Source organism: Sphaerisporangium sp. NPDC049003 (assembly GCF_043197795.1).
Lineage (GTDB): Bacteria > Actinomycetota > Actinomycetes > Streptosporangiales > Streptosporangiaceae > Sphaerisporangium.
The window spans coordinates 147644-171917 of record NZ_JBICTU010000006.1; the positions used below are offsets into that span (position 1 = coordinate 147644).

At 69.0% G+C, this 24274-nt stretch carries 18 protein-coding genes and 1 CRISPR repeat array; of the genes, 14 read left to right on the plus strand and 4 right to left on the minus strand.

Annotated elements, in window-relative coordinates:
- The first annotated feature begins 19 nt into the window (after positions 1-19).
- From ACGFIV_RS08740 to ACGFIV_RS08750, 3 genes are all read left to right on the plus strand, one after another.
- Positions 20-1249: a cytochrome P450 gene (locus ACGFIV_RS08740; protein ID WP_392833250.1), complete on the plus strand. Its 1230-nt coding sequence runs from the start codon at positions 20-22 to the stop codon at positions 1247-1249.
- Positions 1250-1263: 14 nt separating this feature from the next.
- Positions 1264-2298 (plus strand): methyltransferase, encoded by a 1035-nt coding sequence (locus tag ACGFIV_RS08745; RefSeq protein ID WP_358554573.1) that lies wholly within the window; start codon positions 1264-1266, stop codon positions 2296-2298.
- Positions 2299-2479: 181 nt separating this feature from the next.
- The gene (locus ACGFIV_RS08750) at positions 2480-3163 is read left to right on the plus strand and encodes a response regulator transcription factor (protein ID WP_358554570.1); all 684 of its coding nucleotides are present in this window, start codon (positions 2480-2482) and stop codon (positions 3161-3163) included.
- Here ACGFIV_RS08750 and ACGFIV_RS08755 read toward each other — a convergent pair.
- The 4 genes from ACGFIV_RS08755 to ACGFIV_RS08770 form a co-directional block, all read right to left on the minus strand.
- Entirely contained in the window at positions 3120-4544 is a 1425-nt protein-coding gene (locus ACGFIV_RS08755) for an NAD(P)/FAD-dependent oxidoreductase (RefSeq protein ID WP_392833254.1), read from the minus strand. The genes ACGFIV_RS08750 and ACGFIV_RS08755 overlap by 44 nt on opposite strands.
- Before the next feature lie 51 nt (positions 4545-4595).
- Positions 4596-4874, minus strand: a complete 279-nt coding sequence (locus ACGFIV_RS08760) for a PqqD family protein (protein WP_358554564.1) — start codon at positions 4872-4874, stop codon at positions 4596-4598.
- A gap of 12 nt (positions 4875-4886) precedes the next feature.
- Entirely contained in the window at positions 4887-6347 is a 1461-nt protein-coding gene (gene stsB / locus ACGFIV_RS08765) for a StsB family radical SAM/SPASM domain sactipeptide maturase (protein ID WP_358554561.1), read from the minus strand.
- Positions 6348-6441: 94 nt separating this feature from the next.
- Complete coding sequence (locus ACGFIV_RS08770) at positions 6442-6717, minus strand: StsA-related sactipeptide RiPP (RefSeq protein WP_358554558.1); 276 nt, start codon at positions 6715-6717, stop codon at positions 6442-6444.
- Between the two features lie 346 nt (positions 6718-7063).
- On the opposite strand from ACGFIV_RS08770, the gene ACGFIV_RS08775 reads away from it, so the two are divergent.
- The 11 genes from ACGFIV_RS08775 to cas6e all read left to right on the plus strand — a co-directional run bounded on the left by ACGFIV_RS08775 (position 7064) and on the right by cas6e (position 24268).
- A complete protein-coding gene (locus ACGFIV_RS08775; protein ID WP_358554555.1) occupies positions 7064-7264 on the plus strand; it encodes an aroma-sacti cluster domain-containing protein in 201 nt (66 codons plus the stop codon).
- Positions 7261-10281, plus strand: a complete 3021-nt coding sequence (locus ACGFIV_RS08780; protein ID WP_392833261.1) for an AAA family ATPase — start codon at positions 7261-7263, stop codon at positions 10279-10281. The genes ACGFIV_RS08775 and ACGFIV_RS08780 overlap by 4 nt, the downstream gene beginning before the upstream one ends.
- A complete protein-coding gene (locus ACGFIV_RS08785; RefSeq protein WP_358554549.1) occupies positions 10278-11156 on the plus strand; it encodes a S8 family serine peptidase in 879 nt (292 codons plus the stop codon). Before ACGFIV_RS08780 ends, ACGFIV_RS08785 begins: the two co-directional genes overlap by 4 nt.
- Positions 11146-11745: a GAF domain-containing protein gene (locus tag ACGFIV_RS08790; protein ID WP_392833264.1), complete on the plus strand. Its 600-nt coding sequence runs from the start codon at positions 11146-11148 to the stop codon at positions 11743-11745. Before ACGFIV_RS08785 ends, ACGFIV_RS08790 begins: the two co-directional genes overlap by 11 nt.
- 326 nt (positions 11746-12071) lie before the next feature.
- Entirely contained in the window at positions 12072-14831 is a 2760-nt protein-coding gene (locus ACGFIV_RS08795) for a LuxR C-terminal-related transcriptional regulator (RefSeq protein ID WP_392833267.1), read from the plus strand.
- Between the two features lie 88 nt (positions 14832-14919).
- A CRISPR array of direct repeats spans positions 14920-15617; the repeat unit is 28 nt; unit sequence GGATCATCCCCGCGTGCGCGGGGCCGAC.
- A 158-nt stretch (positions 15618-15775) separates the two neighbouring features.
- Positions 15776-18607, plus strand: a complete 2832-nt coding sequence (cas3, locus tag ACGFIV_RS08800) for a CRISPR-associated helicase Cas3' (RefSeq protein ID WP_392833270.1) — start codon at positions 15776-15778, stop codon at positions 18605-18607.
- Positions 18608-19277: 670 nt separating this feature from the next.
- Positions 19278-20906: a type I-E CRISPR-associated protein Cse1/CasA gene (gene casA, locus ACGFIV_RS08805; RefSeq protein WP_392833273.1), complete on the plus strand. Its 1629-nt coding sequence runs from the start codon at positions 19278-19280 to the stop codon at positions 20904-20906.
- Between the two features lie 37 nt (positions 20907-20943).
- A complete protein-coding gene (gene casB, locus ACGFIV_RS08810) occupies positions 20944-21549 on the plus strand; it encodes a type I-E CRISPR-associated protein Cse2/CasB (protein ID WP_392833276.1) in 606 nt (201 codons plus the stop codon).
- Positions 21550-21587: 38 nt separating this feature from the next.
- Positions 21588-22709 (plus strand): type I-E CRISPR-associated protein Cas7/Cse4/CasC, encoded by a 1122-nt coding sequence (gene cas7e / locus ACGFIV_RS08815; RefSeq protein ID WP_392833279.1) that lies wholly within the window; start codon positions 21588-21590, stop codon positions 22707-22709.
- Positions 22694-23509, plus strand: coding sequence for a type I-E CRISPR-associated protein Cas5/CasD (gene cas5e, locus ACGFIV_RS08820; RefSeq protein WP_392833281.1), 816 nt, complete (start codon positions 22694-22696; stop codon positions 23507-23509). Before cas7e ends, cas5e begins: the two co-directional genes overlap by 16 nt.
- Positions 23510-23515: 6 nt before the next feature.
- Positions 23516-24268, plus strand: a complete 753-nt coding sequence (gene cas6e, locus ACGFIV_RS08825; protein WP_392833284.1) for a type I-E CRISPR-associated protein Cas6/Cse3/CasE — start codon at positions 23516-23518, stop codon at positions 24266-24268.
- The last annotated feature ends 6 nt before the right edge of the window (positions 24269-24274 follow it).

A 24274-nucleotide genomic window follows, 5' to 3' on the forward strand; every position in this document is an offset into this window, starting at 1 on the left:
CACTCATGAGGAGACGGTGATGAGCGCGACCACGCTTGGCCAATCGTTCGACCCGGCAGGCCCGGAGCATCGTCCGGACCCGCACCCGCTCTTCCACCGGATGCGCGAGCAGGCGCCGGTCTACCGCCACGTGAGCCCCACCGGCCGCGCGCTCTGGTACCTGACCAGGTACGCGGACGTGCAGCGCGCGCTGCTCGACCCGGACATCGGGCGGCAGCTCGACCGTCTGCCCGACGAGATCGCCGCGGTTCACCACAAGTGGGACCACGACCCGCTGGCGATGGTGCGGCGCAACATGTTCAACCTCGATCCGCCCGACCACACCCGGTTGCGGCGGCTGATGGCGCCCGCGTTCGGCCCCCGAAGGGTGGCGGCCCTTGAGCGGCGCGTCCATCAGGTCGTCGGCGAACTGGTCGACGGCATGGCGGCGGCCGAAGGCGAAGTCGACCTGATCGAGGCGCTGGCCCTGCCGCTGCCGCTCCTCGTCGTCGCCGAGCTGGTCGGCTTCCCGACCGGCGACCGCGCCCGGCTCCGCGCGTGGAGCGACGACATGCTCCGCAGCCGGGACGCGGCCCGGGTGCGCCGCGCCGGGATGGAGTTCGTCGCCTACGTCGACGAGAAGCTCGGCGAGCGGCGGGCCCACCCGGGCGACGACCTGCTGTCCCAGCTCGTCCAGGCGGAGGAGACCGGTGAGCGGCTCAGCCACGCCGAGCTGGTGTCCAGCGTGTTCCAGTTGCTGCTCGCCGGGGACGAGACGACGGTCAACCTCATCGGCAACGGAGTGCTGGAACTGCTCCGCCACCCCGGCCAGCTCGGGCGGCTCCGCGAGCGACCGCGGATGATCGACTCCATGGTCGAGGAGGCGTTGCGGTTCAACGGCCCCGTCGGGCACTCCCGGCCGCTGTTCGCGATGGCCGATGTGGAGATCGGGGACTCCGTGATCCCGCGCGGGGACATCGTCGTGCCCGTGCTGCTGGCGGCCAACCGCGACCCGGCGGTGTTCCCCGAGCCGGACGTCTTCGACATCGGCCGCGACCCGAACCGGCATCTGGGCTTCGGCCACGGAATCCATTTCTGTCTCGGCGCGGCGCTGGCCCGGCTGCAGGCCAGGGCGGCCATCGGCACGCTGGTGCGCCGCTTCCCCGACATGGCCCTGGCCGTCGATCCCGCCGGCCTGCGATGGACGCCCGACCTGTTCCTGCACGGTGTGCGACGCCTGCCTCTGCTGCTACGGCAGCGCCCCCGGTGAAAGGTTCTCAGCCGATGACCGACCACGCGACCAGCCGCGAGGCGTACGCGAACCTCTCCCGGATGGCGTTCGGCTACGCCACCTCACAGATCCTGTACGCGGCCGTCCGCCTGGGCGTGATGGACGCTCTGGCCGCCGGCGCGCTGCCGGTCGAGCGGCTGGCGCACTCCACCGGATCCGACCCCCGGGCGCTGAACCGGCTGCTACGGGCGCTGGTCGTGCTGGGCGTGGCCGGCGAGGAGGCGCCAGGGCACTTCGCGCTGACCGAGATGGGCCGGCCGCTGCGCGCCGACCATCCGCTGTCGATGCGCTCCAGCGTGCTGCTGCTCGGCGACCCCGCGACCTGGCGGGCGTGGGGGGCGCTGACCCACGGCGTACGGACCGGCGAGGCGGCGTTCGACCACGTGCACGGCCTGCCGCTCTTCGACTACCTCGCGGGCCATCCGGAGCTGTCCGGGGTCTTCAACACGGCGATGCGCGAGGGCACCGAGCAGATCGCACCCGCGGTCCCGAGGGCGTACGACTTCACCGGTGTCCGCACCGTGGTCGACATCGGCGGCGGGAACGGCACCCTGCTGGCCGCGATCGTGGCGGCCACGCCCGGCGCCCAGGGGATCCTGTTCGACACCGCCGAGGGAGGCGCGGGCGCGGCCGGGACCTTCCGGCGGGCAGGGGTGGAAGGTCGCTGTTCGATCGAGGTCGGCGACTTCTTCGACGCCGTTCCGGAAGGCGATCTGTTGCTGGTGAAGGGCATCCTGCACGACTGGGACGACGAGCGGTGCGCCACCTTGCTGCGCGGCTGCCGAAAGTCGATCGCGGACCACGGGCGCCTGCTGGTGCTGGAACCGGTGCTGCCGTCCGAGAACGACACGCCGGAGGCGGCCGGGGCCGTCATGAGCGACATCGCCATGCTCGTCTACACCGGCGGCAGGGAACGCGGCAGGGACGAGTTCCGGGACCTGCTCGCGGCCGGCGGGTTCGACCTGGCCGGCGTCACGCCGCCGCTCGCGGGTTCTGCGATCCGGATCCTCGTCGCCGATCCCGTCTGACCGCGGCGCTGACGCACGGTGATCTCATGAGTACCTGGCCCATGTGGCCGGGTGGCTTGAGTAAGTCGCTTGCTCTGGTGGTCCGGCGGGTGGGCGTGCATAGTGTGCCGGTGCCACAATCTCGCTCAATTCGGATTGAAACGTGACACATCGGGGCGAATTGGGCCCCTCGGGTGAGGCGATGCCCGCTCTGCGGGTCGTCGTCGGCGACCCGGACCGGGTGTTGCGCGCAAGGCTCAGGGGCATGCTGCACCTGGGCAACGGCTTCTACGTGGTGGGGGAGGCCAGCGCGACCCAACGGCTCAGTGACCTGGTCATCCGGCATCGGCCCAGGGTCGCGGTGGTGAACGCGGCGCTCTTCCAGAAGGGCGGCGTCGAGTTCGCCCTGACCGCCACGGCGCAGACGAGGAGCAGGACGCAGGTGGTGCTGATCTCCGAGGAGCTGGACGAGGAGCTGCTAGGGCGCGCGCTGCGCGAGGGAGTCGGCGGCTTCGTCCACAGGGATTCGCTGCTCGAAGAGATCGTGCCCGCGATACGGCTGGTCGCCGCGGGGCAGACGTTCATCTCCAGCTCGATGATCACGCGGCTCCGTGACCGCATAGCCGCCGTGATCACCGGGGTCGATCACCAGCTCGCGGCGCTCACCCGCCGCGAAGCCGAGGTGCTCGCCCTCGTCGCGACCGGTCTGTCCAACGCCGGCATCGCCGAGCAGCTCGGCATCGGCGCCGGAACCGTCCGCTCTCACCTGGCCCGCATCCTCACCAAGCTCAAGGCGACGAACCGGGCGCACGCGGTCGGCATCGCGTACGAATCCGGCTTCATCACGGGCGGATCTCCACGCCGGCGGGAACACGGGCCGGCTTGACCGGCGAGAGCGGCCTCGAAAGCCACCATTTGTACAGCTCGGGGTACTGCGCTATCGCCTCCTCGGCCGTGAGGAGAGGATCCGGTTCGCCGGTCATCGCCCGGAACAGCGCTGACTTGTCCTGCCGGTCATCGGCGGGGATCAGCGTCTGGGCGCGGAAGACGCCGGCCGCGATCTCCGGGCTGCTCAGCGCCGCGCGGGCCATCCGGACCTGGACCTGGCGCTCGAACGGAGACGGCTCCCGCCGGCCCACTTCGAGGTCGGCGCCGTCCTGCTGGATCGCCATCCGCCATGACGTCTCGGCCTCTTCCGCCATGGCGCTCCGCAGTACGGGGGACAGGGACGGCCCGAACCCGTGCCGGGTCAGCTCCCTGTCCAGCCTGAGCGCGCTCAGCGCGGCGACCGACATCCCGTGCGAGTGGACGGGATTCACCGCGGCGACCGCGTCGCCGATCGCGACGAAGCCCGTGGGCAGGCGCGCGCGTTCGAAGAACCGCCTCCTGTTCGAGGTGTCGCGATAGGGCCGGACGCCACCGACGGGTGTGGCGGCCGCCATGAGGTCCGCCACGATCGGGTCGCGCAGGGAGCGTGCGAAGCGCACGAAGCCCTGCTCGTCGGCCGGGGGCTCACCACCCCGGGTGCCGGTCAGGGTGACGATCCACCGGTCGTCCTCGACCGGGAACAACGTCGCCCCCTGGGCCGGCTCCCCCTTCGCCGGACGGGGGTGAATCATGATCGCCGGAATCTCGGAGGCCAGCCCGGGAGGCGCCTGGTAGACCCGCGTGGAGTAGGCCAGGCCCGAGGAGACGGTCACCTCCTCGACCTCCGGCGCTCCGATCGCGGCCAGCCACCGTGGCGCCTTCGACCTGCGCCCCGTCGCGTCGACGACGAGATCGGCCTCGATCGTCTCCGCCCGGCCACCCTCGCGCCTGACCTGGATTCCGGTGACCCGGGTGGCGTCTCCGGCCATCCCCAGCGCCCGCGCGCCCTCCCACGTCGTGACGGCGCCGCCGCCGAGCGCCCGCGGCCTCACCACGTCATCCAGCAGTCCCCGGCCGCACGCGATGAGGTGGGCCCCGGTGTCGAGCCGCCGGAACCATCCCTCCGAGGCGAGGATCAGCGCGTCGCCGGGCAGTCCCCGCCGGTGCGCGCCCCGCGCGTAGAGAGCGGCGAGGGTGCCGGGAAGCAGCGTCTCCAGAGCCCTCGCGCCACCGGTCACGAGCACGTGGTTGTGGTGCGACTGGGGCAGTCCCCGGCGGGGGCGCGGGCTGGACGGGTAGTGATCGCCCTCGACCACGATGACGTCGTCCGCGTGCTTGGCTAGCACGGCGGCGGCCAGCACCCCCGCGAAGCCCCCGCCCAGGACGACGGCCCTGGTCATGGGAGCCCGGTCAGCACGGCCGGCCGGACAGGGTTCGTGACCACCTCACGCTCATGCCGGGAGCTCTTCGATCAGCTCGCCCTTGATCATCATGCCGATGAAGTCCTCCACGTCCATCCGGATGCGGGCGCTCACCAGGGCGTTGCTGCCCGCGAACTCACGCGACAGCTTCGAGATGATCGGTTCCCGTTCCCCGTCGCTCGCGACGAGCGCCCATATCCTGGCGGCCGTCTCGTTCAGGGCGTGGAACTCCCCGGTTTCCGTGTGGTATAGCGAGATGCCCTCCGCGGTCTCTTGCCATATCACAGCATCGCTGATCTGCAGTGACACACTCCACCTCCGCTATACCGGGCTGATGGGAAGCAGCTCGCCGATCTTGATGGCGTCGGGCGAGGGGGCGACGTAGGTCTTCCAGTCGTCGAAGACGGGGTGGATGTCGCCGTTGACGACCAGGCGAGGGGTCGTCATCTCCACGTTCTTCTTGGTGAGCTCGGAGGCGCGGACGCCGGCCTCCAGCCAGAGCTGCGTGGCGATGCCGTGCCGCAGGATCCTGCACTGGTGGCGGCTGTTGCGCCTCAGGTCGCCGGACTCCGCCATGTGGGCGGCGCGGCATCCTCCGCCGCAGGACGACTTGATGTAGCACTTCGCGCAGTCGGAGTGGAAGTCGCCGCCGAACACCGAGCTGTTCCGCATGTCCCGCAGCACCGGGCTGGCGAAGGTCTCCGCCAGAGACTGCCGGCGTACGTTGCCCGCGTAGTGCGACCGTCCGGTGACGAGCTTGCACGGGTAGACGTCGCCCAGCGAGTTGATGTAGATCTCGTTGCCGCCCATCCCGCAACTGGCCCGCACGGAGCACGGCGACATCGGCTTGGGCCCGTCCGGGCTCAGCTTTCCGGCGGCCGGTGACGTCCAGGTGATCTCCTGGATCCTCATATGGTCCTGCCAGCCGAAGTCGTACTCGTCGGTCACCCCGCGGCCCAGGTTGTTGTGGTACATCAGCCGGATGCTGTGGACGTCGAGCCCTTCGACGAACAGGGCGAAGTCCTCCAGCTCGTCGATGTTGTCCGAGGTCACGATGTGATTGATCTTCGGCACCACGCCGGCCTCGTTGAGCAGTCGCAACGCGCGGTAGGTCTTGGCGAAGGAGCCGGCGCCACGAGTGCGGTCGTGCGTCTCGGCCGTTCCTCCGTCGACGCTCACCGTGACGGAGCCGAACAACTCGGCGAACCGCCGCGCCGTCTCGGGCTTCCTGATCATCGTGGCGTTGGTGACGATGTTCGACTTCAGGCCGCGCTGATTGGAGTGTTCCACTATCTGGAACAGGTCCTTTCTGAGCATCGGTTCACCGCCGGTGAAAACCAGGATTTCGGTCCCGAAGTCGGCGATCTCATCGACCAGGTGGAGCGATTCGGCGGTGTTGAGCTCACCCGGCAGGCATTTCTCGGAGGAGGCGTAGCAATAGGGGCAACGGAGATTACAGCCGTCGGTGATGGCGTAGTACACCTGGCGGAGCGGTGGCTCCTTCACTTTCACGGTCGGACGCCTGCCGTCGTAGTAGACGACCCAGCTCAGGATGAGCTTGGCGAGGGTCCGTTCGGTCTCGTCGGTCTCCTCCAGCGGCGCCGGCTCCCCGCTCGCCTGGGAACGGGCCAGGGCGGAAAGGACGCCGAACTCACGCGCACTGAGGACGCACCGACCGCCCACCTGTGGGTTGACCACCATGAAGTCGTCGTCGTGCACGAAGTAGGTGAGGTCTTCCGGTACGTCGATCAACGCGCGGTTTCTGGCCAGCTTCCCGGACATCCGTTCCCCTTCACACTCCCAGCGGCAGATGCGGCCCCGTACCGTGCACGGCGACATGCGGTCGGGGCCGCCTCTGCGAGCGAATTTGACTAGTTCACCCGGATCCGGACCCGGACCAGGCTCCACACAGACACGACGGCGCGACCCCGATCTCGGTGTTGTGCGCCACGACCTCCGGCGTGGCCCACGGCGCGCTCGCCCCGGATTGCGACAGCACCTCGGGCAGGACGGCGGGAAGCCGGGACTTGAGGGAGATGAGGAGGTCGACTTCCTCTCGGGTCAAGGTGGCGAACGCCTCCTCGATCTCCGCGGCGATCGGGCTGTGCAGGACTCCCGCGTCTCGCAGCTCTTCCGTCGGATCGAAGGCCATGCCTTCACCTCTCTAACTGGTGGGGTTGTGTTGCAGGTTGAGTATGGGCTGGTCAGGAGGAGGTGACACAACCCCACAAACGTGGGCTTACCGCCGCCGATGGCGTGCGGTGGGGACGCTCCCGACCGGCGGAATGGCAACCACACGAATGTGGGTGCCCGGGTCACTTGCGATCACCGATGAGCCGTTTAAGGCTTGTCGCGCAGGCCGATCTCCCCACCTCGGAGGACTCATAGGCCGACCACTTCCGACGTCACGCGGTTCCTGGGCTGGACGCCTCGTCCGATGGCCGAGCCACCGGCACGGAAGCGACCGGCGAGCCGGTCGCTGATGAAAGGAAAAGCTGATGAACAGAACCGGATCGGGCGCGTTCGACGCACTGGCCAAGTTACGCGCGGCCGGGCATCCCATCGACCTGCTCGACGAGCGGCAGCGACGGGTGTTCGCCGAGCTCTCCGAGTCCGAGGTGACGCTGCTGAACTCGATCAAGAAGCGCCTGGACGACGTCGCGGGTGAGGTCGAGGGACAGGACCTCAAGCTCGTATGATCGGCAAGGGTCCGCGACCCGCCCGTCGTCACATCGTGGTCCTGTTCATCGACATCGTCGGGTCGACGGAGCTGGCCGAGCGTCTCGACCCCGAGCTGCTCCTGCAGATCCTTGAGAGCTACTACGCCGCCTGCAGGGCCGAGATCTTCATACACGGCGGCGTCGTCGAGAAGTACATAGGCGACGCGATCATGGCCGTGTTCGGCGTCCCCGCCAGCCGGGAGGACGACGCGCTCCGGGCGGTACTCGCCGCGTACGGGGCGATGTCGGCCGTGCACCGGCTGAGCGCCGAGATAGCCCCGACCCACGGGGTCCTGCTGGACGCCCATTGCGGTATCGCCTTCGGTGAGGTGATCGTCGTCGGCTCGTCCGATTCGGACGTGCGGGTGATCGGCGACACGGTCAACACCGCGAGCCGCCTGCAGTCCGCGGCCGGAGACGGCGAGATCCTCCTGGGGGACGAGGTCGCCCGCCTGGTCCGGCACCACGCGGTGCTGGACGAGGTGCCTCCGCTCACGCTCAAGGGCAAGAGAGACCCCGTACGTGCGTGGCGGCTGGTCACCGTGGAGCCCGATCGCGGAGAGCCGGGAACCGACACCATCCCGTTGATCGGCCGTACCGAGGAACTGCGCCAGCTGACGCAGCTCCACGAGCGCGTCATGCGCGACCAGCGGTGCGGCATGGCCACCCTGCTCGGCGTCTCCGGCATCGGCAAGTCCCGGCTGGCCAGGGAGTTCCTGCACAACCTGCCCGATGACGTGACCGTCCTCACCGGCCGGTGCCCGTCGTACGGCATCGGCGCCACCTACCGGCCCATCGCGGAGATGCTCCAGGCGCTCAACGGCGACTGGCCCGCCATCGCCGAGGCCGTGGGCACCGAAAGCGCGCGGGCGTTGCGCGGGCTGGCGGGCCCGGACGCCTCGGAGTACGGCGACACCCCCGGCATCGCGGAGATCGCGCAGGCCGTACGGTCGTTCTTCGAGGTACTCGGACAGCGCCGGCCGCTGGTGGTGGTTCTGGACAACCTCCAGTGGGCCGAGCCGACCCTCCTCGACCTCATCCTGGACTGCGCGAGATGGCTCGCCGACGTGCCCGTGCTCCTCGTCTGCGTCGCCCGGCCCGAGCTCTACGAGATCCGTCCCTCCTGGGGAGGAGGCATGGCCTGCGCCATGTCGCTGGAGCTCGGCCCGTTGAGCCGGCCGCACATAGAGCGGCTCGTCGCCGAGCTGTGCGCCGGACGGGCGGACGTCGTCGCCCACGACGACGACATCATGTACCAGCGGGTGATCTACGGATCGGACGGCAACCCGCTCTTCGCCGAGCTGATGCTGGAGACCCTCGCCGAGGGCGCCGCCTCTCTCCCGCCCACCATCAAGGCGCTGCTCGGGGCCCGGCTCGACCGGCTCAGCGAAGCGGAGCGCGGGGTCCTCGAAAGGGCCGCGACCATCGGGCAGTCCTTCACGGTCGACCAGGTCGAGGCACTTTTCGACGCCGACGGCCCCACGACGGCGCTGCCCCTGCGGCGGCTCCAGCGCGACCGGCTGATCCGGCGCGGCGCGCTCCCGCGGTCGTTCGAGTTCACCCAGACCCTCACCCGGGAGACCGTCTACGCGATGACGAGCAAGGAGTCGCGCGCGGACTGGCACCGGAGGCTGGCCGACTGGTTCGCCGAGCAGGCCGCCGACGCCTCCGACGACGCCCCGTTCTCCGGGCCGACGTCGGGAGACGTCAGCCAGCACCTGCTGGCGGCCTGCCGGCTCGTCCGGGAGGTGCGCCCCGGTGATCCGCTCCTGCCCGAGCTGACGGACCGGGCCGCGGACTCGCTCATCAGGGAGGGCGGTCAGGCGTTGCACCGCAGGGACCTGCCCGCCGCGATCGCGCTGCTGGAACGCGGACGGGAGATGCTCCCCCCGGGCAGGGACGAGCACCGCTGGCTGGCCGTTCGCATCAGCGACGCGGAACTGGCGCGGGGGGAGAGCCTCCGGGCGGTCGCGGCGCTGGACTGCGCGGAGAAGCTGCTGCCCGATGACCCGCGCAACCTGCTCAGCTGTGCGATACAGCGGGGGATCCTCGCCCTCCGCTCGGGCGCCGGCGGCCCGGAGATCGAGCCCCTCCGCGAGCGGCTGGCGCTCGACCCGCAGGACGAGCTCAGCTGGTGCCGGTTCCACCAGCTCGAAGCCTGGATCCACATCGACGCCGGCCGGTTCGGCGCCGCCGACCGCGCGTTCCGTGACGGGCTCCATCGGGCCCAGGCGATGGGCGACCGTTACGAGGAGGACCGCCTGCTCGGCGGGCTGTGCGAGCTGGTGCAGTGGTCGCCCACCCCGGTGCCGGAGGGGCTCGCGCTCTGCGAGGACCTGCTGTCCCGGTTCGCCGGTGACCGCGCTCTGCTGGTGCCGGCGCTCGTCACCAAGGCCCGCCTTCTCGCGCTCCGCGGCGACCTCGGCACCGCCCGCGAGACGCTCGACACGGCCGACCGTTACGTGGCCGAGCTCGGCCTCGGCCTGTCGGCGATCGCGGTCGTCCAGGTACGGGGGCTCGTGGAGTCCCTCGACGGGAACCACGAGGTCGCGTCGGGCCTGTTCAGGCATGCCGCCGCCGTGCTCCGTACGGCGGGGCACGGGGCGGCCGCCGCCGCCCTGGAGGTCTACGCGGCGCGCGAGACACTCTGGCGGGGGGACGTACGGCAGGCGGCCCTGGAACTGGCGCGGGGCGAAGCCGGGCCGCGCCGGCTCCGCGCCGAGGTGGCGGCCATCGTGACCAGGGCCGCGATCGCCTCGCGCGACGGTGCGCACGGTGAGGCCGTACGGGCCGCCGCGCGCGCGACCGAGCTGCTCGAATCGACCGACGACCCCTGTCTTCGCGGAGACGTCCTGGTCGAGGTCGCCCAGATCCACCGGGCCGCCGGAAGGGACCCGGCCGATGCCGCCCAGCGTGCGCGCGACGCCTACCTGAGCAAGGGCGCGAGCCTGCTGGTGCGACGAGTCGACGACTGGATGGGGGAGCCGTGTCCATGACGCCGGCGAGTGTGCCGCCCTGGCGCAGGGAGAAGCGTGCCCACTTTCCCGGGGTGCCCGCGTGGGGGCTGGCCACCACGCGCCAGGCCCCGGAGCGCTTCCAGGTCAGCCCGCTGGCGGAGGTGTCCAAGGAGTGGGCCTGGGGAGGGGCCGACGGCACAGGTGTGCGCGTCTGCGTGGTGGACACCGGCGTGGACGCGAAGCATCCAAGGATCGGTGGCCTCGAACGGTCGTTGCAGGTCGTCAGCGGGGACGGGGGCAAGCCGGCGATCGCCGACTGCGATCCCGCCGACCCCGCCGGGCACGGTACGGCCTGCGCGGGAGTGATCAGGTCGATAGCCCCCGGAGTGGCGCTCACCTCGCTCCGTGTGCTCACCGACGGGAAGACCGGCACCGGTGACGCCCTCATGGCCGGGCTCGGCTGGGCCATCGACGCGGGGTTCGACCTGATCAACCTCAGCCTGTCGACCACGAGGTCCAGCTTCCGGGAATCCCTCCAGGACCTCGCCGACCGCGCGTACTTCCGGCGTTGCCTGCTGGTCGCCGCCGCGCACAACATGCCGGTGCTCAGCTTCCCGTGGACGTTCTCCTCGGTCGTCTCCGTGGCCAGCCATGACGAGGCCGACCCGATGACGTACTACTACAACCCCTCGCCGCCCGCGGAGTTCCACGCACGAGGGGTCAAGGTGCCGGTCGCCTGGAGCGGCGGCAAGGAGATCCGCAGCACGGGCAACAGCTTCGCGGCACCGCACATCACCGGCATCTGCGCCCTCATCCTGAGCAAGCACCCCTGGCTGACGCCGTTTCAGCTGAAGACGGTCCTCTATCTGGCCGCGGACAACACCACGCAGAACGGAGAGGCACATGTCCCCTGACGACTTCGACGGCACCGAGCGAAGGCTGCTGCAGTCCATCGTCGAGGTGGCCCGCCACATGTTCGGCGCCGCCGCCTCCTCCATCTTCCTGGTGGACCCTGACACCGGTGAGCTGGTCTTCGAAGCCGTCTCGGGCGAGGGCGAGAAAGAGCTGGTCGGGAGCCGCTTTCCGGCGGGAACCGGGATCGCCGGCTGGGTGGCGGCGAGCGGGCAGCCGATGGTCGCGGACGACGTGTCGAGCGTGACGGAGTTCGCCCACGAGGCCGCCGAGTCCACCGGGTACGTCCCGCGCACCATCATGGCCGCGCCGCTCATCCGGTTCGAGGAATGCGTCGGCGTCCTTGAGGTGCTCGATCGCGCGGGGTCCCGCGGCGATCTGGACGACATCGAGCTCCTTGGGCTGTTCGCCACCCAGGCCGCCTGTGGCCTTGAGTTCCTGCTCCGCGTGCGGGAGAGCCATCGGGAGCCGGAGCGGGATCCGCGCCTGCTCCTGCAGAGGATCAGCGAGAGACTGCCGGGCAAGTCCCGTCCGTCGGACGCGGCGGCCGTCCGTCTCCTCGCCATAGCCGACGACCTCCTCGCCCTCTGAGGGTCTTCGCGCTCTCTGATGACCTCCTCGCCCTCTGACGGTCTTCGCGCTCTCTGACGGTCTTCGCGCCTGGTCAGGCGAATACGGCCCAGGCGTCACGAAAATGCATTCAGCACATGCGCCGATGAATGGGGATTAAGCGCCCAATGTGAGTCTATTTGGGTCGCCTAAACGGCGCGTTGCCTCATCGCGCCCGGCTCGTGACTCGACAATCACCGAACCAAGTTCGATTCTGGATTGACCGCTCATCAAACACAGCCGTGGCTTTACCGACCCGGTCAGGGGGAAGTGTCGTAGTCACTGTGACGACATTCTGAAAGGGCGACATGGGAGAGAGCCGTCCGCGTGACGCGCGCCCCAGCGATCTGTGGCCGCTCGTCGGACGCGACGCCGTGCTGCGCACCATCACCGAAGCGGCGGAGCAGGCGGGTGTCGACGGCGTGGTGATCGTGGGCACACCCGGAGTGGGCAGGACGCGCCTGGCCAGGGAGGCGGCCGCGCGGCTCGACGCGATGGGGCACCCGACTGCCTGGGCGACCGGCACCCGATCCGCCGGGACGATCTCACTGGGCGCGCTGCTCCACCTCGCCCCCCTGGGCGACTCGGCGATCCCCGTCACAGGGCACACCTTCGGCCGCATAGTGGAGCGATTCACCGTCTGCGGGGGAAAACGCCCCGTACTCGTCGTGGACGACACCCACCTGCTCGACAGCGCCTCCGCCGCGCTCGTCTATCACCTCGCCGTGCACACCAGGACCTTCGTGCTGCTCACCGTACGACAGGGCCAGACGACGCCCGACGTGGTGACGACGCTGTGGAAGGAACGGGTGGCATGGCGCGTCGATCTGCAGCCGCTGAGCGACGGCGACGTCGACACGCTGCTCGAACGCGGCCTGGACAGTCCCCTGGACGCCGTCACCCGGCGCACGCTCCGCCGCCTGTCCGTCGGCAATCCCCTCGTGCTGCGCGAGCTCGTACAGTCGGGCCTGGACGGATCGGCGCTGCGCCGCGTCGACGGACTCTGGCATCTGGACGGCCGGATCCAGGTCACCCTCCGGCTCGGCGACCTGATCGAGGCGCAGATGCAGGTCGACGACCCGGCCGTGCTGGCCGTGCTGGAGGTGCTCGCCTGCAAGGAACCCCTCTGCCAGCCCGTGCTCGAAGGCATCACCGGCCACGCCGCCGTGGTGCAGGCGGAGCGACGGGGGCTCGTGGTGGTCGAACGCGCCGGCTCGCGCCACCAGACCCGGCTCACCATCCCCGCGTACGGGGAGGTCATCCGTGCCCGGATGCCACGCGCACGGGCCCGCGCGATCTGGGGACGGCTCGCAGAATCCCTCGCCGCGTCGCCGCGCCGCCGCGCGGACGACCCGCTCGAACTGGCCGTGTGGAGGCGGAGGGCGGGGCTCGGCTCGTCGGCGCGGGAACTGCTGGCCGCCGCCCGGCGCGCCGCCGAGCGGCTGGAGTTCGAGGTCGCCGAGCGCCTGGCGGTCGCGTCCCGCGACGCCGGCGGCGGGGTGGACGCGGATCTGACCCTGGCCGAGGTGCTGGCGTCGCAGGGACGCTACGCCGACGCGGCCGGCGTACTCCCGGCTCCAGACGAATGCGACGGCGAAGAACGCGCCGACCGGCGAGCCATGCTCAACGAGAAGATCGACTACTGGCGTCACGCGGCATCACCGGCTCCGAGGCCCCCGACCGGCGACAGGGCCGCGGACGCCGTCAGAACCTGGACGATGCTCCTCGAAGGGCACGTCGCACGGTCGCTCGCCCTCGGCACGGCGTTACTCGTCCGGCCCTGCCCGCAACCGTCGCCGCTCGCCGGGCCGTGCCCGCAACCGTCGCCGCTCGCCGGGCCGTGCCCGCGACCGTCGCCGCTCGCCGGGCCGTGCCCGCGACCGTCGTCGCTCGCCGGGCCGTGCCCGCCTCCGGCGCGGGCCACGATCTCGGTCGCCACCGCCATCATGGTCGCCGCCGCCCTCGTGGGAGACACCGGCCTCGTCGAACGGGCGAACGCCACGGGCCTCGCGGTCGCGTCGGCGCACCGTACGGCGCTGCCCTGGGCCCTCGCACAGATCCACGGCGCCAGGTGCCTCGCCGACCTGCTGGGCGGCGCACTCACCGCCGCGTCCGAGGCCGTGGAGACCGCGTACCGCGAGGCCGTCGAGACCCAGCTGGCACCCCTGGTCGGCTTGTGGACCGCCGCCCGTGGCATGGTGGCCAAGGCCCAGGGCCGGGTGGAGCCGGCACGGCAGGCACTGCGCGAGGCCATCGTGCTGCTCGACGGGAATGACCCGCTCCGCTTGAGGCGCGTCTACCTGGCCGAACTGGCCGGCGCGCACGCGATGGCGGGGGACACCGTCCAGGCGGACACCTGGCTCAACCGGATGGACGACGCCGCGTCACCGGGTGCGCTGTTCGAGCCCTGGATCGAGCGAAATCGCGCCTGGTCGGCCGCCGCCGCGCTCGACCTCCCCCTCGCCGCGAGCCGCGCCATCGGTGCCGCGAAGGCCGCCCGCGAGGCCGGGGCACCGCTGGTCGAGGCCCTGGCACTGTCCGACGCCGCGAGATTCGGCGCCGCGAAGGAGGTGTGCGACCGGCTGAACGAGCTCGCCAGGGACACCCCCACCCCCGCGACGGAGGCGTTCGCCACGGTGGCCACCGCGCTCGCCACCGACGACGCCCAACTGCTGGTTGAGGCGGCCGAGACGCTTCACCACATGGGCCACCTGCTCTCCGCCGCCGAGGCCGCCGCGACGGCCTACCGGTTGCACGTCGCGGCGGGTCGTCGCACCGCGGCCAAGAACGCGCTCGTGTTCGCGCGTGAGCTGCTGGCCGAGTGCGGCGGCGCCCGTACGCCGCTGACGGACCTGACCGGAAGCGAGTCGTCACTGACCCCCCGGGAACTGCAGGTCGCGAAACTGATCGCGGCCGGCATGCCCGGCCGCGCCGTCGCCGACCGCCTCGACCTCTCCCTCCGAACCGTCAATAACCACCTGGGCCACGTCTACGCCAAACTAGGCATCTCCGGCCGCCACACCCTCGCCCAAATCCTCACCCAACCCCCCGCACAAAAGGGCCCATAACCTTGTTCTACTCCCGCCCTCTGGCCGTGCACCTCACGCCCGACACGGGGCCGCCCCGTTCGGAAACGGAAACGGCAGGACTACACGCGGATCATCCCCGCGTGCGCGGGGCCGGCCGGGTGGGGCAGGTCGTCGAGACCGAGACGGCAGGATCATTTCCGCGTGCGCGGGGCCGACTCGTCCCACGGACGCGGAACGAGTCGGTAGGTGGGATCATCCCGCGTGCGCGGGGCCGACAGCCTCCGCGCCGCGATGGGTAAGTGACCCATGGGATCATCCCCGCGTGCGCGGGGCCGACATGCGCTCGCGGACCTCGGGGTCGTCGGGCGGGGGATCATCCCCGCGTGCGCGGGGCCGACGTGGATCCCATGGCCGCGCCCGCGGCCAATCGGGGATCATCCCCGCGTGCGCGGGGCCGACTACGACGCCGCCAACTCCAGGATGATCGCGCAGGGATCATCCCCGCGTGCGCGGGGCCGACGCGTCGCAGCTCATCCCGCTCACGGATGGCCAGGGATCATCCCCGCGTGCGCGGGGCCGACCCACGGGTCGGCCCTCTCCAGGGGGCCGACCTTGGATCATCCCCGCGTGCGCGGGGCCGACTCCTCCATGCTCTGGGGGTACGGGAACGACCCCGGATCATCCCCGCGTGCGCGGGGCCGACCTGCGCGGTCGCAACGGGCTCGTCGTCCGCAGGGGATCATCCCCGCGTGCGCGGGGCCGACGGGCTCCACTGGCATGCTCGGCTATCACGGGCAGGATCATCCCCGCGTGCGCGGGGCCGACACTTGTTGACCTGTGGGTTTGCTGGGCTGGGCCTCGGTTTTCATTTAGTTCGTTCCCGGATCACGCGCCGACCTTATACGACATACGACGATCGCCACTCCTTTGTCGGTGGCGACTTCTAGTGTTGCTGCCTGGTCGGCGATGCCGAGGAGGCGATCTTGGACGGTCATGAGCTCGGGTTCCTCAAAGATCCGGACGCGATTCGGCAGTTAGGTGTCTTGTGGGGGAAATCGGCTGCGAAGGCAGCGGGGCGCATGAATTTGCTGATATGCCACCTCCTGGATACAGCTGCGGTCTCTGAGCAGATCTGGGATCGATACCTTGCCCCGTCAACGAAGGCGCTGCTGGAGGAGGTGGCTGGAGGTCATGGGCGTGGGCGCCGGTTCTTCGCATGGGTCTGCGGCGTTCATGACTGCGGGAAGGCGACCCCGGCATTTCAGCAGATGGACGAGGTTGGGGCGCAGGCCGTCCGGCAAGCAGGCCTGACCTGGATGCCCACGGGAGGCCAACGCTGGCGACATGACCGGGCCGGCGGGAAGCTCATCCGGGACGTGCTGCGCGGAGCCGGGTGGTCGGATGACCAGATTTCGTGGATATGGCCGTTGGTCGCCGGGCACCACGGGAAGTTTCCTTCTTCAGGGAGATTGATCGAACCTGTCCGTGCGCGGGGTCATCTGCATGGCAAGGGCCTCGAATGGCGCCGGGTGCAGTCGGCGGTTGTCGAAGTCCTCACCCGCCAGCTGGGGTTCGAGGATCTGAAGGATGTTCAGCCTGTGCGGGTGCCCAGCCGAGCCGACCAACTGCACCTGAGTGGCCTGGTGGTGATGGCCGACTGGATCGCCAGCGACGAACGTTATTTCCCGGGGGTGGATGATCTGCGGGATGTGAGCCTGGCGGCATCCCGTGAGCGTGCCGCCGGGGCTTGGGAGAAGTTGGGGTTGCGGGGCGGCTGGGGCAAGCTTGAAGTTCCTGGGGCCAATGCCTTCCAAGATCGCTTTGGGGAGAAGCCGCGTCCTTCGCAGGTGATGGTGACAGACGCCGCTCGACGCATGGCCGGCCCGGGGCTTTTGATCTTCGAGGCGCCGATGGGTGAGGGCAAGACCAAGACCGCTCTGTTGGCGGCGGAGATCCTGGCCGGCCGGTTCGGAGCGGATGGGGTGTTCATCGGCATGCCGACCCAGGCGACCAGCGACCCGATTTTCTCCCAGGTACGCGCCTGGGCGGGAAAGGTGTCGCCCGGGCTGGAATCACAGGTGGCGCTGCTGCATGGCAAGCGCCGTTTCAACCGAGAATGGCAGGAGCTGCTGGAGGAGGTCGGAGATAGTCCTGATGACATTTATGGGACGGTCGACGAGGACGCTCTGTACGGATTCTCTTCGTTCAGCGCCGGGGAGGTCCCCGAGCGGCGTGCCCCCGCAGAATGGTTTCTGGGGAGCAAACGTGGACTGTTGACTCCCCTGGTCGTGGGAACGATCGATCAGCTGCTGTTCGCCGCGACCCGCACCAAGCACGTGATGCTGCGGATGGCCGGGCTCGCGGGGAAGATCGTGATTTTGGATGAGGTCCATGCGGCTGACGTCTACATGTCCCAGTTCTTGCTCGAAGGGTTGCGTTGGCTAGGACAGGCGCGTGTCCCGGTGGTGCTCCTGTCCGCGACCCTGTCGCCTTCTCAGCGGCGTGCCCTGGTCGATGCCTATCTCGCGGGCGCTTCGTCACGCGAGGAGCCGCCGGCACTTAACCTGCCCACCCCCGGCGGCTACCCGAACGTCACTGCGGTCTGGGTCGACGGTGCGGGGCCGCGCGAGCTCGTCGACGACCGCTCGTCCTGGCGCGAGGATCTCGACGTAAGGGTCGAGGTGCTCGCCGAGTCCCCTCATGCGAGGTCCGAGCCATCAAGCAGCACGCATGCCGATGTCGTCGCGGTCCTAACCGAGCGTCTGAGAGACGGCGGGTGCGCCCTGGTGATCCGCAACACCGTCGAACGCGCGCAAGACACCTACCAGGCGCTACGTGCTCACTTTGGAGAAGCTGACGTCTACCTCCTTCACGGCCGGTTGCATGCCAGCCACAGGGCAGACCGAACGCAGGAGGCTCTGGCCCGGCTCGGACCATCGACCGATCGTCGCCCCCGCACCGTCCTCGTCGCTACGCAGATCGCAGAACAATCGTTCGACGTCGATGCCGACCTCCTGATCACTGATCTGGCCCCGATCGACCTGCTTCTCCAGCGGATCGGCCGGCTCCATCGCCATGATGGTGTCCCGCGCCCCGCACGGCTCCGCGAACCCTGTGTCGTCATCACGGGAGTAGGAGCCTGCGACAAGGGCGCTCCTTGGATCCTCCCGGCCAGCGATGCGATCTACGGTCGCTATCTGCTGCTGCGAACGTCCGCGCTTGTACGCGCAGCCGACCACTCGCACTGGAAGATCCCCGGTCAGGTCCCTGAACTGGTCGCGGCCGCCTACGGCGATGAGGCGGTCGTCCCAGAAGCATGGGCACAGGCAGAAGCCGCGGCGTTCGCCACATGGGAAGCAGAGCAACGGGCTCGCGCCACAAGCGCCGAGAAGTTCCTGTTGACCCGCTTCAAGGAACACGAGAACAAAACCTTGGAAGGCCTGCACTACGCGGAGACAAAGGCAGATGAGGAGATCGTCCACGCCATCGTCCGCGACGGGGAGCCCAGCGTCGAGGTCGTCATCGTCCACAACGACGATGACGGCTACACCTCCTGGACGGGCAGGCGTCTCGGCCCCAACGGCGAGGTGCCGGCCCACCTCGTCGACGAGGTTCTCGGCGGTATGGTGCGCCTTCCGGCGAAGCTCGCCGCGGCGGCCGAGAAGGAGCTCCAACCGTTGGCGGGCTGGCGGGGACATCCGTGGCTTCGCTACAGCCGAGCCCTGAAACTCGACGCCCAAAGCCAGGCGAGGCTTGATCGATTCAGGGTCCGCTACGACAACGACCTGGGGCTGGTCCTCGACAACCCCCAGTAGCGACCTGGGTTGGAATACCAACAAACTGCCTGCCCGGCGCAACGCGAGTGCGAAGCGACCGGCAGAGCACGCGAACCCGTGCAGGTTCTCTGTGAGTGTCAGTTGACGCTCACAGAGGATCCGGCTGGTGATCCCCGCGCGCGCGGGGCCGACGCCGCAGACCGGGCGCATCGTTGGATCATCCCCGCGTTGGCGAGGCCGATGGGCGACCCAGCGTCAATGGCTGCCATTGTCAGTGAACCATCTTCGACGTGTGAACCGCATGGCGACCCGGCCTCGACTGGATTCGCTGACTTCCTGCGCGCGACGAAATTGGCCGCTTAAGATGCCCTCAGTATCGCGGAGCGCAACCCAAACAGGACGCATCGTGTTCATCAATCGGTGCGCCCGTAGCTCAAGGGAGGAAGTAATGTCCGGTAAATCCCGTTCTTCGCGTCCCTCTCCACGCCGGTACCCGCCGGAGCTAAAGGACCAGGCTGTCCGGATGGTCCGGGAAAGCATCGAAAGTCGTTCACGGATCGGCTGACGACCTGGAGACTTCGGTCTATATGTGCCCAAACCATGATATTCGGACCGTGAAATATCCGTGCGGCGGAAAACGTCGGTGCCCGCCTCTAGGCTCACACCTGACTTTGTTACCTGGTAGCCGCTCCCCCTGAGGCAGGCCATTATGAATCATTTCGACCTGACATCCGACGGATGGCTGCCGCTTCGGCGGCGGGATGATGGCGCTCTGCTTGAGGTGGGGATCGAGAGGGCTCTGACAGAGGCGAACTCGTTCACTGAACTGGTCGTCGAGCTTGCGACCCAGGTTCCCGCGCTGCTGAGGCAGGTGCTGCTGCCGATCGTCGCAGATGCCGTGGGCTTGCCTGCGGATCGAGCGGAGTGGCTAAAGCGTTTCGAAGCTGGGGCGTTCAATGAGACCGAGCTTAACCAGATCCAGAAATATCTGGCGGAACATGGCCCCCGGTTCCATGCCTTCGGTGATACCCCGTTCGCCCAGGCGGGGGAGCTGGAGGCGGTGAGCGGGGAGACCAAGGGGGCGGGGCTGCTGGTGGCGACGGAGTTCACCGGCAACAACGTGCCGCTGTTCGGGTCGCGGACCGAGGCTGAGCCGCCTGCGTTGACGGCGGCTGAGGCGATGCGGTGGTTGGTTCACGCACACTGTTGGGATACGGCGGCGATCAAGACCGGTGCGAAAGGCGATGGCAAGGTCAAGGCCGGCAAGACGACGGGCAACCCCACGGGTCCGCTGGGTCAGCTCGGCGTCCTCATCCCCACTGGCCGTACGTTGTATGAGACGCTGCTTTTGAACCTGCCCATCGGACCAAGGGGGGCGCTCGGCACCCCGCAATGGCGGCGTCCTCCGGCCGGTCCGGGCTGGGACGCCGACGGCTACCCGGACGGGTTCCTTGGTCTGTGGACGTGGCAGTCTCGCCGAATCCGCCTCATACCGGAACAGACGGCACAGGGTGTGCGTGTGAGGCGCGTGATTGTGGCAGCGGGGGACCGCATGCGAGAGCTCCCGGAGTGGGAGCCTCACACGGCGTGGAAGTACGACAAACCCGTCGGCAAGTCCAAGGCCGCCGACCGCAAACCACGTCGGCACGTCCCGGGGAAGGCGATCTGGCGCGGCTTGGAAGCGCTGCTGGCCGTCCACCAAAGTGACCTGGAAACCGGCTCGGTCGAGACGAGCAGTCTGCTCAGGCAGGCCGCGGACCTCCGCTCGGATGGAACGCTCCCGGAGGACTACCCTTTGCGTGTCGAGGCTTTCGGGATCACCTACGGGAACAAGTCTGCCGCCATCGACGACATCTACCACGATCTGATCCCGTTGCCGGTGAACGCGCTGCAGGCGGACGCTGAGGTGTACGGCGCACTGGTGGAGATGACCAGTCAGGCAGAGCAGCTCTCCCGGGCGATAAATCACCTCTCGGCCGATCTGCGGCGGGCTGCGGGGCTGGATCCGATTCCATGGGACAAGGGCCAGCGCCCCGGAGAGCAGCTTCTCCACTTGCTGGACCCCGTTGTTCGCCGTGTCCTCGGTCACGCGAGCGGGCTCGATGACGAGCGGCTGTCAGCGGTGTTGCTGGCCTGGGAGCAGGTCGCGTACAGGATCACGCGCGAGGTCGCCGACACGGTGTTCGCCGCGGTGCCGGAGTCGGTGTTCGCCGGTCGCCGGGCCGGTGGCGAGGCAGAGTCCGGTTCGCCTCCAGGTCTGGGGGACGCGGAGCGGCGGCTGCGGCGAAATCTATCCACCATCCTGCAGCGCGCCGCCGCCCAATGGCGTGCGGCCTGACGGGCACACCCCGTTCCCCCCCAATTGCTGATGGAGCGTGAACAACTCGATGGCGACCCGCTACTGGAATCGTGTGGCATCGGACGGGACCTGGTTGACGGACACACGAACCAAGCGTCCGATCGGCCCGCCGCCTGGAGAGGACCTGGCGGCGATGCGTGCCGGACTCGGTCGGCAGTTCGGCGAGGTACCGAAACTGTGGCCGCACTACACCTGCGAGATCAATGATGAGCTGGCTCGACGCGGAGAGACGTCCTTCGAACAGCGGGCCGAGCACGCGGCGCTCGCCCTGTACGGGCTGCATCAGCAGTCCAAGAGCGTCTCGATGCACCGGCCGGACGTCCGGCTCGGCAGGGCCCTGTCGCAGTTGCGCGACAGCGACAGGTTCAGCCCGAAGGCGATCGACGATCGGGTCGAAGCGGCTGCCACGACCACCACTTTCGATGCGCTGCTGATCCGCCTGCGGGGCCTGGTCGATCTGCTGCGCACCATCAATCAGCCTCTCGACTACGACCACCTGATGCGGCTCGTTCACGACTGGCATTACGACGACGGTCGACGCGCCGCGCGCCGCCAATGGGCCATGGACTACCAGGTCTGGAAGCACAAGTCGGCGGGCGACGAGCCTTCGGCCGAATCCTGAAACACGTCCCCCTTTTTTCGAGATCAGCGGAGACAACGATGTCTAAGCGCCAGTACGTCGACATCCACATCATTCAGACGGTTCCCCCGGCCAACTTGAATCGGGATGACCAGGGCAATCCGAAGGACGCCAAGTTCGGCGGGGTACGCCGGGCCCGGGTCTCGTCCCAGGCGTGGAAGCGCGCCACCCGGCGCGCCTTCGATGAGAAGCTGCCCGAGGCCGACCAGAGCACCCGCACCAAGCGGATCGCTGGACAACTGGCCGAGCGGGTCGTCCTGCGAACGGGTGTTGAGCCCGAATCCGCTCAGCGGATCGCCGGGGCGCTGCTGGAACCGCTGGGCATCAAGGCCGGCAAGAAGGCAGGGAACACCGCATACCTGCTGTTCTTCGGCTACCAGCAGCTGGACGCGATCGTCGGTCTGATCGCCGACCAGGCCAAGGACCTGGCCGAACTGGACGACGAGCAGCTCAAGGCGGCGACGAAGGACCTAGCGGTCGCGGAGCGGCTGAAGACCGGCCACCCGATCGGCGTGGCCCTGTTCGGCCGTATGGTCGCCGACATCCCATCGCTGAATGTGGACGCGGCCACACAGGTAGCCCACGCCATCTCCACCCACGCGACCGAGATCGAATCGGACTACTACACAGCCGTCGATGACGAGAACGAGGCTGACGAGTCCGGCGCCGGGATGCTCGGGAACATCGGCTTCAACGCCGCGACGCTCTACCGGTACGCCACGGTCGGCGTTCACCAGTTGGCAACCAACCTCGGCAGTGTCGAGGCCGCAATCGAGACAGTCACACGGTTCGCCGAGGCGTTCGCGTTGTCAATGCCGACCGGCCACATCAACTCCTTCGCTCACCGCACCCGGCCCAGCCTGGTCGCGGTCGTGGTTCGCGACGACCAGCCTGTCAACCTCGTGTCGGCCTTCGAACGTCCGGTCAGGGAGAGCGACGGGATCGCCGCCACCTCAGCCGTGCGGCTGGCGAAGGAGTACGTGCGGTCCAGCAGGCAGTGGGGCGACGAGCCCACGCACGTCGCGGTCTCCCACGCCTTCGAGGACGACGTCCTCGCCGAGGCATTCGGCGCCAACGAGACCTTCAGCGAACTGCTGTCCGGGCTGAACGACGCCCTGACCGCCTCGTGGAAGACGAACTGATGGCCGGACCCGACCTCGTCCAGGCCGTCCTGTTGCTGAGGCTGGCCGGGCCGATGCAGTCCTGGGGCGATCAAAGTGTGTTCAACCGACGCGACACACGGCCGCAGCCGACCAAGTCCGGAGTGATCGGACTGCTCGCCGCCGCCGCGGGTCACCCGCGTGAAGAGCCGCTCGGCGATCTGCTCGGCCTGACCATGGGAGTCCGCGTCGATCAGGAGGGCACGCTGCTGCGGGACTACCACACCGTCAGCGACTACCAGGATCGGCCGCTGCCTCAGGCAGCAGTATCGGCCAAAGGCATTCAAAAGCCGACCTCACCCGCCAAGTACACGCATGTAACCCAGCGCTTCTACCTCCAGGACGCGGTGTTCGTCGCCGCCATCGCGGGGCCGGCACCATTGGTGCACTCCCTGGCCAACGCCGTCACTCACCCCGCGTTCCCCCTGGCACTGGGCCGGCGCTCCTGCGTCCCTTCCCAGCCCATCCTGCTCGGGGTCAAGAACGACTCGATTCTGGAGGCACTGACCAGCCAACCTTGGCAGGCAGGCGGCCGTGCCCGGGACGCGTTCGAAAGGAGACACGGACGGCTGGCGCGCATCGATCTGATGGTGACCGTTGAGGCGGCCGACGGGGATCAGGTCCTGCACGATGAGCCCGTGTCGTTTCACCCGCGTGATCGCCGCTACGCCACTCGTCGTGTCACGCATCTTTGGCGGTCGATCCCCACTGGTTTCCCCGATCCGGTCCCGCCTGCCGACGCCTCCTCGGCACACGATCCCTTCGCTCTGCTGGGCTGGTGACCTTCGATGAGCTATCTGTCTCGCATCAGGATCAACCCGCTTCGCGCCCAAAGCCGCGCCATGCTCGCCAGCCCCAGAGTCATGCACTCCTACATCTGTGCCGGAATCCCTGGAACGCCTGACAGCGAGCGCATCCTCTGGCGACTGGACGCCGACAACCCATACCGCCCTCTGCTGTTCGTCCTCACACAGTCCAAACCCGATTGGGCTCACATCGTCGAAGCGGCGGGCTGGCCCGACGCAGACGGCGAGCACTTCGCCATCGCTGACTACGCGCCACTGCTCGCCCGGATCACCCCCGGCCGAGAGTTCGCGTTCCGGCTGACAGCAAGCCCGGTCCAGAACACCGACCACCCCGATAAGCCGACCCCGGCTCAGGCCGCGCGCATCGCAGCCGGTGACCGCAGATCGTTCCGGCTAGCGCACCGCACCGCCAACGCCCAGCTCGGCTGGCTCCTGGACCGTACGGCGCGATGCGGCTTCGAGATCGCCGTAGCGCGCACCGACCCCCCCATTCCCAGCCTCGCCGACGACAAAGCCGTGCCCGCTCCCGACGTCCGGCTCATCGCTAGAGACCGCCGCACGTTCACCAGGGGCGGCCGGGGCAGGCAGATCATCCTTCACACCGCGACCTTCGAGGGTCGGCTGCGCGTCACCGACAGTGCTCTACTCACCAGCGCGCTGCTGGGGGGCATCGGCCCATCGAAGGCCTACGGGTGCGGACTGCTCACCCTCGCCCCACTGCCGACCGGCCAGTGAGGCGAG

Coding starts and splice junctions, on each gene's coding strand:
- ACGFIV_RS08745 (WP_358554573.1), top strand. CDS start 1,264: ATGACCGACCACGCGACCAGCCGCGAGGCGTACGCGAACCTCTCCCGG.
- ACGFIV_RS08770 (WP_358554558.1), bottom strand. CDS start 6,717: ATGGCCTTCGATCCGACGGAAGAGCTGCGAGACGCGGGAGTCCTGCAC.
- ACGFIV_RS08740 (WP_392833250.1), top strand. CDS start 20: ATGAGCGCGACCACGCTTGGCCAATCGTTCGACCCGGCAGGCCCGGAG.
- ACGFIV_RS08790 (WP_392833264.1), top strand. CDS start 11,146: ATGTCCCCTGACGACTTCGACGGCACCGAGCGAAGGCTGCTGCAGTCC.
- ACGFIV_RS08755 (WP_392833254.1), bottom strand. CDS start 4,544: ATGACCAGGGCCGTCGTCCTGGGCGGGGGCTTCGCGGGGGTGCTGGCC.
- ACGFIV_RS08775 (WP_358554555.1), top strand. CDS start 7,064: ATGAACAGAACCGGATCGGGCGCGTTCGACGCACTGGCCAAGTTACGC.
- ACGFIV_RS08785 (WP_358554549.1), top strand. CDS start 10,278: ATGACGCCGGCGAGTGTGCCGCCCTGGCGCAGGGAGAAGCGTGCCCAC.
- ACGFIV_RS08795 (WP_392833267.1), top strand. CDS start 12,072: ATGGGAGAGAGCCGTCCGCGTGACGCGCGCCCCAGCGATCTGTGGCCG.
- cas7e (WP_392833279.1), top strand. CDS start 21,588: ATGTCTAAGCGCCAGTACGTCGACATCCACATCATTCAGACGGTTCCC.
- cas6e (WP_392833284.1), top strand. CDS start 23,516: ATGAGCTATCTGTCTCGCATCAGGATCAACCCGCTTCGCGCCCAAAGC.
- casA (WP_392833273.1), top strand. CDS start 19,278: ATGAATCATTTCGACCTGACATCCGACGGATGGCTGCCGCTTCGGCGG.
- ACGFIV_RS08780 (WP_392833261.1), top strand. CDS start 7,261: ATGATCGGCAAGGGTCCGCGACCCGCCCGTCGTCACATCGTGGTCCTG.
- ACGFIV_RS08750 (WP_358554570.1), top strand. CDS start 2,480: ATGCCCGCTCTGCGGGTCGTCGTCGGCGACCCGGACCGGGTGTTGCGC.
- stsB (WP_358554561.1), bottom strand. CDS start 6,347: ATGTCCGGGAAGCTGGCCAGAAACCGCGCGTTGATCGACGTACCGGAA.